The organism is Actinoplanes sp. HUAS TT8 (genome assembly GCF_051380535.1).
GTDB lineage: Bacteria > Actinomycetota > Actinomycetes > Mycobacteriales > Micromonosporaceae > Actinoplanes.
In genome coordinates, this window is sequence record NZ_CP195646.1 from 3,381,185 (window position 1) to 3,393,558 (window position 12,374).

11 protein-coding genes are annotated in these 12,374 nt (G+C 72.8%); 3 read left to right on the forward strand and 8 right to left on the reverse strand.

Annotated features, from left to right (window positions below):
- Nucleotides 1-43 precede the first annotated feature (43 nt).
- The gene (locus ACSHV8_RS15100; protein WP_436533451.1) at nt 44-823 is read left to right on the forward strand and encodes a CPBP family intramembrane glutamic endopeptidase; all 780 of its coding nucleotides are present in this window, start codon (nt 44-46) and stop codon (nt 821-823) included.
- Here ACSHV8_RS15100 and ACSHV8_RS15105 read toward each other — a convergent pair.
- Complete coding sequence (locus tag ACSHV8_RS15105; protein ID WP_436533453.1) at nt 772-1,185, reverse strand: MarR family winged helix-turn-helix transcriptional regulator; 414 nt, start codon at nt 1,183-1,185, stop codon at nt 772-774. The genes ACSHV8_RS15100 and ACSHV8_RS15105 overlap by 52 nt on opposite strands.
- A 63-nt stretch (nt 1,186-1,248) precedes the next feature.
- Here ACSHV8_RS15105 and ACSHV8_RS15110 point away from each other — a divergent pair, with 63 nt between their 5' ends.
- Entirely contained in the window at nt 1,249-1,926 is a 678-nt protein-coding gene (locus ACSHV8_RS15110; RefSeq protein ID WP_436533455.1) for an alpha/beta fold hydrolase, read from the forward strand.
- Nucleotides 1,927-1,928: 2 nt separating this feature from the next.
- On the opposite strand, the gene ACSHV8_RS15115 is transcribed toward ACSHV8_RS15110, so the two are convergent.
- The gene (locus tag ACSHV8_RS15115; protein WP_436533457.1) at nt 1,929-4,865 is read right to left on the reverse strand and encodes an MXAN_6230/SCO0854 family RING domain-containing protein; all 2,937 of its coding nucleotides are present in this window, start codon (nt 4,863-4,865) and stop codon (nt 1,929-1,931) included.
- 187 nt (nt 4,866-5,052) lie between these two features.
- Here ACSHV8_RS15115 and ACSHV8_RS15120 point away from each other — a divergent pair, with 187 nt between their 5' ends.
- On the forward strand, nt 5,053-6,051 hold the full coding sequence (locus ACSHV8_RS15120) for an isopenicillin N synthase family dioxygenase (protein ID WP_436533459.1): 999 nt from the start codon (nt 5,053-5,055) through the stop codon (nt 6,049-6,051).
- Between the two features lie 22 nt (nt 6,052-6,073).
- Here the strand turns inward: ACSHV8_RS15120 and ACSHV8_RS15125 are convergent, their stop codons facing one another.
- The 6 genes from ACSHV8_RS15125 to ACSHV8_RS15150 all read right to left on the reverse strand — a co-directional run bounded on the left by ACSHV8_RS15125 (nt 6,074) and on the right by ACSHV8_RS15150 (nt 12,374).
- Nucleotides 6,074-6,889: an alpha/beta fold hydrolase gene (locus ACSHV8_RS15125; RefSeq protein WP_436533461.1), complete on the reverse strand. Its 816-nt coding sequence runs from the start codon at nt 6,887-6,889 to the stop codon at nt 6,074-6,076.
- Between the two features lie 62 nt (nt 6,890-6,951).
- Entirely contained in the window at nt 6,952-7,854 is a 903-nt protein-coding gene (locus tag ACSHV8_RS15130) for an RNA polymerase sigma factor (protein ID WP_436533463.1), read from the reverse strand.
- A gap of 13 nt (nt 7,855-7,867) precedes the next feature.
- Nucleotides 7,868-9,832, reverse strand: coding sequence for a hypothetical protein (locus tag ACSHV8_RS15135; RefSeq protein ID WP_436533465.1), 1,965 nt, complete (start codon nt 9,830-9,832; stop codon nt 7,868-7,870).
- 159 nt (nt 9,833-9,991) lie between these two features.
- Nucleotides 9,992-11,011 carry a GlxA family transcriptional regulator gene (locus tag ACSHV8_RS15140; RefSeq protein ID WP_436533467.1) on the reverse strand — a complete coding sequence of 340 codons (1,020 nt, stop codon included), beginning with the start codon at nt 11,009-11,011 and terminating at the stop codon, nt 9,992-9,994.
- Nucleotides 10,999-11,625, reverse strand: coding sequence for an HD domain-containing protein (locus ACSHV8_RS15145; protein ID WP_436533469.1), 627 nt, complete (start codon nt 11,623-11,625; stop codon nt 10,999-11,001). The genes ACSHV8_RS15140 and ACSHV8_RS15145 overlap by 13 nt, the downstream gene beginning before the upstream one ends.
- 74 nt (nt 11,626-11,699) lie before the next feature.
- Nucleotides 11,700-12,374: a TetR/AcrR family transcriptional regulator gene (locus ACSHV8_RS15150; RefSeq protein WP_436533471.1), complete on the reverse strand. Its 675-nt coding sequence runs from the start codon at nt 12,372-12,374 to the stop codon at nt 11,700-11,702.

Genomic DNA, 12,374 nt, shown 5'->3' on the forward strand with positions numbered 1-12,374 from the left:
TTCGATAGATGGCGGCGAGTGTCCGGTTGCGAAGACTGATCGGGTGATCCGACTCTCCGACCGCGCCGCGGCGCTGACGTTCATCGTGCTGGTGCTGGGCGTCTCGCTGGCGACCGCGCGGGTGCTCGGCGGGCTCGTCCTGGCCGTGTCGCCGCTGCTCGTGACCGTCGTGATGATGCTGGTGACACGGGACCGCTGGGGGAGTCTCGGGATGGGCCGGCTCGGACTGCGGGACTGGCCGGTCGCCCTCACCGCCACGGCCGGGGTGAGCCTGCTGGCCACCGTCGCCGTCGTCGGGTGCGGGCTGGCGCGATTCGTCGTGCCGGGCGGCGCCTGGCTGACCGACGGGCTGGCGCTGTGCGTGACCGGGCCGATCCTGGCGTTCGCGGAGGAGATCGGGTGGCGCGGATACCTGCTGCCCCGGCTGCTCTGGCTCGGGGAGGGGTGGGCGTTGCTGGTCGGCGGCGTGGTCTGGGTGGCCTGGCACCTGCCGTACATCCTGCTCACGCCCTTCTATCACCACAACGGGAACCTCGCCCTGTTCGCCGGCAGCGTGCTCGCCTTCTCGGTGCTCTTCGGGCGGCTGCGGCTGCGCTCGGGCAGCCTGTGGCCGGCCGTGCTCGGGCACTTCGCGCACAACGCGACGTTCGCGTGGGCCGGGACCTACCTGATCAGCACGACCCACCCGACCGTCGTCAACGAGTACCTGGCCGGCGACACCGGGCTGTTCGTTCTGCTCGGGACCGCGTTCAGCGCACTTCTGCTAGGGCATCAATCGCTTTCCAGTACGGCCTCCAGCAGGGCACCCAGCTCGTCGATCTGAGCCGCCGTCAGGGCGCCGAACGAGCGGGCGACCACCTCGTCGGCCAGCGCCTGGCCGGCCGCGCGCAGGCGCTCGCCCTCGGCCGTGAGCCGGTGCTTCACGGCCCGGCCGGGGCCGGGAACCCGCTCGATCAGGCCGCGGTCGACGATCCGGGCGGCCAGGGACCCGAACGACTGATCGGTCTGGAACGTGAGCAGCGCCAGGTCGTGCAGGGACGCGTCCGGGTTGCGGTGCAGGTGGCGCAGCGTGTCCCACTGCGGCAGGGACAACCCGAGCGGCGCCAGGGCGGCGGTGAGCGCTCGGTGGTGACGGTGCTGGAGGCGCTTGACGGCCAGGGCGACGGCGGCGGGTTCGTAGGGCACGGGAACACCGTACGCGAAAATCTCAGGTTGCGTATATAAGCTTCCTTATCTAAGGTTCCTGACATGGAAACCTTCTTGCTGTTGCACGGTGGTGGCGGGCGCCGGACCATGGCCGGGTTCGCGGATCTGCTGGCCGGGCGGACCGGGGCGCGAGTGCTGCTGCCGACCCATCCCGGATTCGGCGGGACCGAGCGTCCCGAGTCGCTGCGGACCGTGCGTGACCTGGCTCGCTTCTACGTGGACGGGCTGGACGCCGAGAACGTGACGGTGGTCGGCAACTCGTTCGGCGGCTGGGTGGCCGCGGAGATGGCACTGCTCGGCGGCCCCACGATCGGGGCGGCGGTGCTCGTCGACGCGGTCGGGATCGAGGTGCCGGGGCACCCGGTGGCCGACGTCGGTGCGATGACACCGGCCGAGCTGGCCGCGCACGCCTGGCACGACCCGAGCCGGGCCCCGGTTCCGCCGGCCGCGGGTGGCACCGGGCCGAGCCCGGACCTGCAGGCGCTGGCCGCCTACACCGGGCCGGGCATGTCCGATCCGACCCTGCTGGAGCGGCTGCGGGCGGTCGACGTGCCGGTGCACGTGATCTGGGGCGCGAGTGACCGGGTGGTCGACGTCGCCCACGCGCAGGCGTTCGCGACCGCGATCCCGAAGGCGCGGCTGACCGTGCTGCCCGCCAGCGGTCATCTGCCGCAGCTGGAGACGCCGGAGGCGCTCCTCTCCGCCCTGCTCGACGGCTGAGGTCAGCGCGGGGCCAGCCCGGCCATCAGATCGCCGGCGCTGAGGGCCGTCCACGGTGGGCCCAGGTCGCCGGTGACAGCGAGGGCGATCGAATCGGCGGCGACCGGCACCCCGTTCACCGACCGCGCGTCGACCACGCCGGCCAGCACCACCCGGCCGCTCAGATCGGGCCGGGACGCGATCGGCCCGGTCTTCTCGGCGCCCGCCGCGCGGATCGCCTCGACCTCGGCCGGGACCTCGGTGAACGTGCCGTCGGCGTGGCCGATCAGCACGCGATCGCAGCGGCCGGCGGCATGCCAGGCCATCAGGTCCAGCACGGTCGCCCGACGGCCGCCGAGGAAGTGGTCCCACTGGTCGGCCGCCGCCCGGGCCAGCTGGTCGCCGTGCCGGCCGACACTGTGGCCGGTCCCGGTGCCGGTGAGCGTCAGGTCGGTCCAGAGCAGCCGCCGGGTGCTCAGATCGACCACCATCGGCAGCATCATCCGGGCGTTACCGTGCAGGTCGAAGCGTTGCGGCACCCGCGAGCGGTCGAACTGCCGGCCGTCGGCGAGCGGCAACATCACCCCGGCGAACGCCTGCGGGAGATTCTCGAACGGGATCGCGTTGAAGCTCAGCACCATCGGGACGATGTAGTGAACGCCCTCGGCCGCGAGCCGGTCCGGGTGCAGGTCCAGGTACTCGGTCGCGCCCAGCGGCGCGGGGGCCGAGGTCAGATCGCCGGAGTGGTTGGCCGCGCCGTCGCCGAACCGCAACTGGCTGAAGTCGCAGTGCCCGACCCGCCGCCAGTCGCGGTCGAAGAAGACACAGGACAGATCCAGGTCGACCCGGACGTTCTCGGGCTCCTCCCAGTGCAGGAACAGGCGCAGCACCTCGGCGTCGGGCAGCGCCCGGACACTGCCCCGCGGCCAGCCGGCCAGCTGTGAGGAGGAGGCGCGTTCCCGCATCGGGGCCGGGGCGTCGGTCAGGGCGGCGTCGAGCACCGCCACGTCGAACCGGTGATGCCGGGCCGCGCGGGCGGTCAGCTCGCCGTCGACCAGGCGGCGGACGGCGGCGATCGGGTCCGGCGGCAGTGGGGTGCGGTGTTCCGGCTCGGTCCAGGAGGTCACCACGCCGCCGCGCGGGAAGAAGATGCGCCGCGGGACGTCGGGTCCGGGCGGCTCTCGGCGAACGGTCGTCCCGCCTTCGGCCGGCTCGGTGTCCCGTTCTCCCGGCGGCGGATTGAGCAGGTCGCGCAGAGCGGCGGGCAGTCCCGGCGCGGCGGCCTCCAGCGCGTCCCGCAGGGGGCTGGTGAGCGGCGGCCCGACGCTGGCGGGGTTGCCGGTCGGCGCACGTTCGGCCTTCTTCACCACCATGAGCGCGGCCAGTTGCTCGGCGGTGGCCGGCACCGTCGTGGCCCGGCCGGCCAGCTCGGCTGCGGCCGTCGCCAGGACTGCGGGCGCCACCCGCGCCGCGGCCCGTTCGGCCACCGCAAGGATCGCCGCCCGCGTGTCCAGGTGGTCTCCGGCGGCCCGCGTGTCAGGGTCGTCCTCGGCCGCCCTCAACAGGTGATCGAGGCGCCGCCACAGGTCGCCGGGACGCTCGCCGAGCAGCCGGGCCGCCCCGATCACGTCGCCGTCCGCGAAGGCGCGTTCCACCAGCGCCGCGTGAGTGTGCAACCGCACCGAGACCCGGTCGTCGTCGTGTTCGACGAGTTCGAGATGCCGCGGTGAGGTGGTGCAGGCGGCCACGACGGCCGCGCCGAGGGCGCTGTCCCTCGGGGTCCGGGTGCCACGCAGGGCCGCGAAGGCGACCGCCGCCGACGGATGACGGGCGACGTTCTCGTACGGATGCAGCCGCTCCCCGAGCCGCTTCCACACCGCCTCATGACGGCGCATGTCCTCGGCCGCGTTCACCACGCCGCACCCGTCGAGGTGGTCGAGCACCGCCCGCCGCAACGGGCGCGGCAGCGCCCGCACCCGGGTCACCGGCTTGACCGCGGTGGGTTCGCCGACTGGTCGCGGTGCCGGAGACTCCAGGACCAGTCCCGGATCGCCGCCGGAGTACGCCCACAACGTCCGCGCCGCGTCGGTCGCCGTTCCCCACCGGCGCCGAGCCGCGTCCACCACGGCCGGATAGGTGGGCATGAGCGCGGTCGCGTGCAACGCCCACGCGATGATCAGCGCCAGGGTCTCCCGGGCCGGCACGACCTCGGGCAGCCAGTCCAGCCGACCGGCCGCGGTCGCGGTGACCAGCAGCTTCAGGTCCGCCCGGTCACCCTCGCCGAGCGCCGTGGTCCGCGCGACGAGCAGATCGCGTTCTCGGACGGCGGCCCCGGCCGGGTCGGTCTCCAGCCCGGCGACCCGCATCGGCATCGGCGGCACGTCCGGGCCGGGGTCGTCGAGTCCGGCCTCCTCCCGCCAGTCCGTGGACGCCCGCCGGGGTGGACCGGCCGGCGGGTCCGGCAGGGCGATGGTCAGGTACGGGTCGGCCGCGGCCAGCCGCCGCCCGCAGACCGGGCAGCCGCTGAAACTCTCCGGCGGGAAACAGGCCGGGCAGACCGGATGCCCGCACGGGTCGAGCGGCGCACCGCCGCCGGCCCGTCCGCACAGGACGCACGGCGCTCCCGGCACCGCGAACAGGTGGGTGAGCAGCCGGCGCACGAAGACCGCCTCGATGTCGCGCGGCGTGTCCGGGAACGATCGGTAGAGCGGAACCATCGGCCGGTCCGCGCCGACGAATTCGTCCACGGTGGCCAGCAGCCAGTCGGCCCAGCGGACCCGGACGGTGACGGGTAGCCCGGACACCGCGACCCGCAGGTCGTCGCGCATCAGCCAGCCCCGGTCGGCCAGATCGGCTTCGAGGGTGGCCATCCAGGCCGGCCCGTCGGCCGGAGCCTGGTTCTTGACGGTTACCGCGATCCGACCCGTGCGGCGCAACAGCACCACGGCCAGCGCATCCAAGCTTTGTGTGCCTCCCCGTGAGGCGGTGGGCGGAGAGTCGCGACGCTAAATCATCAGAGGTATGAGAAGGAAGCACCGCGGGGAGCCGCCCACCGCGCCGAGATCATATGAGGATCCCGGCCGCCGGGTCATCCGATTATTCGGCCGACGCACCGTGGCGGAAACAACCGTCGCGCAGACTGGGGTCATGTCGTCCGCATTTCTCGTCCCGACCGTGGACATCAGCGCATGGGTCACCGACGGCTCGCCCGAGGCCAGGGCGCAGGTGGCCCGGGAGCTCGACCACGCGTGCCGGACCGTCGGGTTCATCCAGATCGTCGGGCACGGCGTGCCCGAATCGGTCATGGGCGGGCTGGCCGATGCCATGGACGGATTCTTCGGGCAGACCCTCGAAGCGAAGAAGACCTACGTCCGGCCGGCCGCGGAGAACCGCGGATACAGCCCGCCGAAGAGCGAGTCGCTCAGCTACAGCCTGGGCGTGGACCCGGTGACCCGGATGAACGACTTCTTCGAGGCGTTCAACATCGGCGTCGGCACCAACACGTGGCCGGACGAACCGGGCGGCTTCGAGCAGCGGGTGATCGCCCACTTCACCCAGGCACGCCGGGTCGCGCACACGCTGACCAGCATCTTCGCCGCCGCGCTGGGGGTGGAACCGGACTTCTTCGAGAAGATCACCGGTGACTCGATCGACGTGCTGCGGATGAACAACTACGCGCTCGAACCCGGCGCGATCGAGCTGGGGGCCGACCTCACCGGGATGGGCGAGCACACCGACTACGGCATCGTCACCGTCCTCTGGGCCGACCAGGTCGCCGGGCTGCAGGTGCTCGGCACCGACAACGTCTGGCACGACGTGCAGCCGGCCGACGGCGCGCTGCTGATCAACCTCGGGGACGTGTCGGCCCGGCTGACCAACGACGTCTGGATGTCGACGCTGCACCGGGTGAAGCCGCCGGTGATCGACGGGACGATCGAGCGGCGGCGGTCGGCCGCGTTCTTCCACGACGGCAACGCCGACGCGGTGATCGCGCCGCTGCCGGGGTTCGTGCCGGCCGGGGAGGAGCCGCTCTACGAGCCGGTGACGGTCCAGGAACACATCACCGCCAAGTTGAACGGCTCCCGCGCCGGGGTCAAGAACGTGGACGCGGTGCGGGAGGCCGCCCGGGTCCTGGCGGCCAACTAACCGCGGCGCTCCCCGGTCGCACTCAGCCCAACAGCGCGATCACCGCGTCGGCGAACGCCGAAGGCTCCTCGATGTGCCCGAAATGTCCGCTCGATGGCAGCTCGACCAGCCGCGATCCGGCGATCCCGTCGTGCAGCATCGCCGCCCACCTCGGCCCGCAGATGAAGTCGTGCGCCCCGACGACGATCACCGTCGGCGCGGTGATCTCACCGAGGCGGTCCCGCACGTCGAACGGCTTCGGGTCCTGCGGAACGGCCCAGGCCCGGACCCCGGCGACGAAGGCGGCGAACTCGTCGCGCCGGTGCGGGAAGTCCGCGAAGTACACCGGCACGGCCTGCCGCAGCGCCACCGACAGTGCGTCGTCGTCGGTTGCCGTGACCGCCTTCTCGAACGCGGCCGGCACCGCCGGATCCACCGACGCGTAGGCGATCACGCCGGCCATCGCCGAGTCCCAGAACTCGGCGCCGGTGACCGGCGAGGTGTCGTAGAGGACGATCCCGGCCACCTTCTCCGGGTGGTCGAGTGCGTACTGCTGCACGACGAAACCGCCGTGCGAGTGACCGAGAACGTACACCTGGGTCGCGCCGATTTCCGACACCACGGCCGCCAGGAAATCGACGTACGTCGAAAGCGCGTAACTCTCCAGGCGCCCGGAGTCCCTGGTGCCGATCGGCTCCAGGTAGACCATGGTGTAGTGCTGCTCCAGCCGCGGCATCCGCAGGTACGCCCAGTCGATGCCGGGACCGCCGGAGTGCGCGACGCAGACCGGGCCGCGGCCGGCGACGTGATAGACCTGCCGGACGCCGTCGACGCTGATCTGGTGGGTGGTGATGCTCACGATGATCTCCGATCCGATGGTGCGATGACCGGACCAGATGCGCGAGCGTGCGGAAAAGTTCGCTACCGGGGCGAAGTAGTTTCGGCGTGACACAGCGTGAGGCGCCGGATGCGACCTTTGTCGATTTTGTGCAACCAGACTGCGCCCGGCGGGCAGTGGTCGCTGATCAGCTCGGTCTCCCAGATCAGCACGTCGTGCCCGGCCACGACGTTGACCAGCCGCTGCCGCACCCCGGAGGCGAGGTCGCACTCCATGCCGCGCAGCGCGAACTCGCGGCCACCGCCCTGACCGGACGCCGGCACCGACATGGCCGCGTCCGGCCACCACAGGTCGTCCACGACGTCCCGGAAATCCCCGCGCATCGCCGCGGTCAGCGCGTCGGCGGCCTCCCGCTCCCGGGCCCCGAGGTGCGGGGTGATGTCCGGAAATGCCCGCTCGGCACCGGCCCGCAGGAGACCGGTCAGCGTCCGGTGCGCGTGGCTCAGCCGACTGCGCACGGTGCCGATCGGAAGACCACAGACCAGAGCGATCTGAGCGTACGACGTGACGCTGCTGAAGTGCCGCAACACCGTCACCAGGCGATCGCCCTCGGATAGCTCCCCGATCGCGTACCACACCCAGTCCCGCGTCGCCGCCCGCTCGATCAGCTCCTCGACGCCGCCCACCGGCGGCAGGAACCACTCGGGCTCGGCCACCGGCAGCGGCGACCGTGACCGTAATTGCATCCGGCAGTTGTTCCGGACCGCGGTCCGCAACCACGCCCCGGCGGCCGACGGGTCACGTACGTCCCCGATCCGGCGCACGGCGGTGACCATCGCGTCCTGCACCGCGTCCTCGGCGTCCGGCCCGTACCCGAGCAGGCTCAGCGCGACCGCCCGCATGCCGGCCTCGTGCCGCCGCAGCAGCACGCCGAGCGCGGCCACGTCACCGTTCTGGGCGCACAGCACGAGTTCCCGGTCGTCCACGCGCCGATGGTAGTCAGCCCGCCTGGGCCACGATCTCCCGGCACAGGGCGAGCAGCTGCTCGTCCTCGGTGATCTCGGCCGGCCGCCCGCCGTGTCCGCGCAGGTTGTGCCGCAGTGGCAGGGCCAGCTCGGCCCGGGCGTAGCGGGCGCCGTAGCGCACGTCGCCGGTGGCCAGCCACAGCCGGGCGATGCGTGGGCGTTCGCGCGGCACCGCCTCCCACACCGGGCCCAGCGCCCGCGCCGCGTCCTGGTTCCCGGCCACCCACCACAGCGCGTCGGCGACCGCGGCGAGGACCGCGCCGTTGGCCTGGCGGCGGCGCAGCCGGACCATCCGGCGGGCCCGGTCCTTGACGCGGATGCGCAGCTCGCGCAGGCCGTCGAGGGCGGCCACGGCGTGTTCCGGGTCGGCCTTGCGGTCGTCGAAGTACCGGTCGTAGACGCCCGCGGCGGCCTCGGCGTCCCCGGCCACCCGCCAGATCGCCCGCGCCCCGGCCAGCTCCAGCAGCGGATCACCGCAGGTAAGGGTTGCTCTTATGTCGGAAACCCGGCCGGCCGCGGACCGCCCGGCCCGGGCCAGGAGATCGAGCGTCTCCAGGCTGATCGGTTCCTCGGCCAGGTGCTCGGCCGCCTCGCCCGGGGCGACCGCGGTCAGCGCGCGCAACAGCCCCGCGTACTCCGTCTCGTCCTCGGTGCTGCGCAGCCGCCGCCGCAGGGTCCGGCTCAGGGCACGGGCCGCGAACCCGTACTCGGCGATGCTGCGGTGCAGGTCACCGACCTCGGGCGCCTCGTCCAGCATGCGTTCCAGGGTCGGCAGGAGGCGTTCGTCACGCAGCTCGGCCAGAAGTCGCGCGGCCATGGCCAGAACCGGACCCGACCCGGCGTCGTTGATCCAGTAGCCGCCACCGGACAGATCGGCCCAGACCGCGTCGGCGCCCGGCCGGGCCAGCTCACCGATGCTGCTGAGCAGGCTCAACGCCGCCGCCCGGACCTGCGGGTCGCGGTCGCGCATCAGCTCGGCGGCCCGGTCGACCAGCGGCCCGTACGGCCCGCGCAGCCGCGGCACCAGCGACCGGGCCTCGTACAGCGCGTCCTGCCGCGCGTCCCACCCGTCCAGCTCCAGCATCCGTTCGAGCAGGTCCAGCTGCGGAGTCACATCGTTCCTGTAGGCGGCCCGGACCACGCTCACCACCTGCGGATACCCGGGCGTCCACTGCCGCGCGGCCAGCCACTGCCCGGCCAGCAGCGGCGCCACCAGGTCGTCCAGCGGGGCCGGCTCACGGTTCAGCCCCTCCCGGTACGCCTCCAGCACGGTGTCCCGGGCGATCTCCACGTCGAACGGCGGCGGATTGGTCATCGACACCAGCTCGGCCAGCGCGGTCGTGCGCACCCGCAGGTCGGCGTCGGTGTCGGCGACCCACGCGAGCAGCCGTTTGGTCGGCTCGTAGCCGGTGCCGATCGCCCCGGCCAGCACGCCACTGCCGACCAGGGTGAGGCGCACGCCCGGGTCCGGCTCCTCGATGTAGCGTTCCCAGAGCAGCTCGACCAGCTCGGCCGAGAGCCGGCACACGGCCCGGACGGTGTAGGCGGCGGCGTCACGGACCTGCGGATCCTCGTCGGTCAGCAGCGCGGTCAGACCCTCGTACTCGGCCAGGATCCGTTTGGCCCGCAGCGTTTCGCCGGACATCTGCCAGGTGCGGTCGGCCCCGGCCAGATCCCCGGCCAGCCGCAACACCCGCCCACGATCGGCCTGCCCGGTGTCGGCGACCAGGCCGAGCAGCACGGGCAGGGCGGCGGCGACCCACGGCCGGACGTCGGCGCCGTCGGGGGCGATCCGATAGAGGCTCCGCAATGCGGTGGTCCGGGCCGCGGCGTCACCGCCGGCCAGATTCAGGAGCATCTGCCGTACGGCGGAGCCGTCCTCCACCAGCGACCAGTCGACGTCCTGCACACCGGTCCGCGGAAGCTCGGTCTCCATCATGGGGTAGATCATGGCCCTACCCGCCGGACGCCGCCACTGGGGGATCACCCCTGCTCAGCCCGGAATTCACCCACGGGTGTCCGCAATCGATCGGCGGCGACGTCCCCGCCCAGCCCCCGGCGACATGTCGGACATGCGACCGCCGAACCTCTTTGCTTCTCAGCCGGTCGGTGAGTGCGTTTCGCCGGCCACCCGATCGGCGTCCGTCGAGCTGGTGGCGGCGGTGGTGCGGAACCGGGCCCGGTAGGTGGTGGGGGAGACGCCCAGGTGCTGGTGGAAGACGCGGCGCATGGTCTCGGAGGAGCCGAAACCGGCGGTTGCGGCGACGGCCTCGACCGAGCCGGTGGCGTCCTCCAGGAGGGCCTGGGCGGCCTCGACGCGGATCGACTCCACGTACTGGCCCGGGCTCAGGCCGGTGTGGGTGCGGAACAGCCGGGTCAGGTGGCGCGGGCTGACGCCGACCCGGGCGGCCAGCCGGTCCGCGGTGTGGTCGGCGGCCGGGTCACCGGTGACCGCGTCCATGGCCGCGCGCAGCACCGGGTGGTCGGACTCGCGGATGCTCAGGCGGGCGCTGAACTGGGACTGGCCGGCCGGCCGGGCCATGAAGACGACGAGCTGGCGGGCCACCTCCCGGGCCGGGCCGGGACCGTGGTCGGCCTCGACCAGGGCGAGGGCCAGGTCGATCCCGGCGGTCACCCCGGCCGACGTGAACACCCGGCCGTCCCGGGCGAAGATCGAGTCACGGTCGACCCGGACCGACGGGTAGGCCCGGGCCAGCTCGGCGGCCAGCTGCCAGTGCGTGGTCGCGCGCCGGTCGTCGAGCAGACCGGCCTCGGCCAGCAGGAACGCGCCCGCGCAGACCGACGCGATCCGGCCGGCCCGCGGCGCCAGGCCGGTCACGGCGGCCATCGTGACCTCGTCGCGGACCGCGTTGCGCCAGTCCGGGCGACCGGGCACGAGCAGGGTGCCCAGTCGCCGCGGCCGGTCCGGGGCGGGGCCGGCGCCCAGGCGGACGCCGGACGAGGTGGTCACATCGGTGCCGGTTCCGGAGATCAGGCGCACGTCGTAGGCCGCCCCGAACGCGTTGGCCGTCGTGAAGACCTCGGCCGGCCCGGTCACGTCGAGCAGCTGGACGCCGTCGAAGGCCAGGATCGCCACGACGTGGGTCACTCGGGCCACGGGGAGTCCAGGATCGTCCGTACAAAATCGGTCTTCTGGAAATCGGGCACGAAGTGCCCCAGGACGTCGGCCTTGACGTTGCCGAACGTGGTCTCCGGCTTGGGCGCGATGCCGGCGGTGAAGGCGGCGAGGATGCGGCGCTTGAAATCCGGCCGCGGGTGCAGCGCCGTGATCTCCGCGCGTTCCTCGGGACTGATGCGATCAAATTCCATTCCCAGTACGTCGTACTCGACGCCCGCCGTCACCAACGCGACCTCCGGTTCGAGGAACTGCGGGATGCCGGGCGTGGTGTGCAACGCGATCGCCAGCCACACCCGCCGGACGCTGTCCTCGGGCACGCCGCGCTCCTGCAGGAACCGGCGGGCCTCGTCGGCGCCGTCCACCTCGAAGCGCCGGCCGCTGCCCCGGAACCTCTCGCCCAGCCCGAGGTCGTGGAACATCGCGCCGACGTAGAGCAGCTCGGGGTCGAAGCTGAGGTCGCGGTTGCGGCCCTGGCGCGCGCCGAACAGGTAGACCCGGCGGGAGTGGTGGTAGATCAGCTCGTCGGTGGTGTCGCGGACCAGCTCGGTGGCCTCACGGGCCAGTTTCGTGTCGGGCACGTCGATCATCGTCATGCCCCAAGCCTCGCCGTCGTGACCGCTCCCGGCCATGTCCGTGCAGACCAGCTTCCCACAGTTTCGGCCATCGCTCAGCCGTGGGCGCGCAGGCCGTCCAGGAACAGGTCGACGCCGGTGATGAACTGGTCGCGGTCGCTGTGGTCGCCCAGCTCGGCGGCGATGCGGGTGATGAACGGGAACGTCGCCGGGTCGAGGGCGGCCCAGCGGTCGGCCTCCTGGCCGAGGAGCTCGTCGCGGCTGACGCCCGGCTCGACCGTCTTGGCGTGGGCGCTGTCCTGCGCGGTGACGCCGACCAGATAGAGGAAGAGCGCGGTGGCGGCGGCGAAGTGCCGCTGGGCGGGCAGGGCGGTCTCGGCGATCAGGCTGCCGATGCGCTCCAGCAGGAGCAGTGCGCTGGGCATGGCGTGGCCGGCGACGACGTGCGGGGCCGCCCAGGAGTGGTGGTCGAGGACGTCGTACATGGTCAGCAGCAGCGTGTGCAGCCGGGTCTCGGCGTCGGCGCCGGCCTCGGGGCTAAGGGCGGCCAGGGCGTCGCCGATCACCTTGTCGGTGGCGAGCAGGACCAGCTCGTCCTTGTTCGCGACGTGCCAGTAGACCGCACCGGCACCGGTCTGCAGCCGTTCGGTGAGCAGCTTGAAGGTGAAGCCCCGCTCGCCGTGCTCGTCGAGCAGCTCGACGGCGGCGCGGACGACGACCTCCTTGGACAGGGCGTCGGTGCGCCGGCCCCGGCTACGTGTCTGTGACAT

Excerpts from the sequence above, each read along its gene's own strand:
- ACSHV8_RS15120 (WP_436533459.1), top strand. The coding sequence starts at position 5,053 with ATGTCGTCCGCATTTCTCGTCCCGACCGTGGACATCAGCGCATGGGTC.
- ACSHV8_RS15135 (WP_436533465.1), bottom strand. The coding sequence starts at position 9,832 with ATGATGGAGACCGAGCTTCCGCGGACCGGTGTGCAGGACGTCGACTGG.
- ACSHV8_RS15145 (WP_436533469.1), bottom strand. The coding sequence starts at position 11,625 with ATGACGATGATCGACGTGCCCGACACGAAACTGGCCCGTGAGGCCACC.
- ACSHV8_RS15150 (WP_436533471.1), bottom strand. The coding sequence starts at position 12,374 with ATGTCACAGACACGTAGCCGGGGCCGGCGCACCGACGCCCTGTCCAAG.
- ACSHV8_RS15110 (WP_436533455.1), top strand. The coding sequence starts at position 1,249 with ATGGAAACCTTCTTGCTGTTGCACGGTGGTGGCGGGCGCCGGACCATG.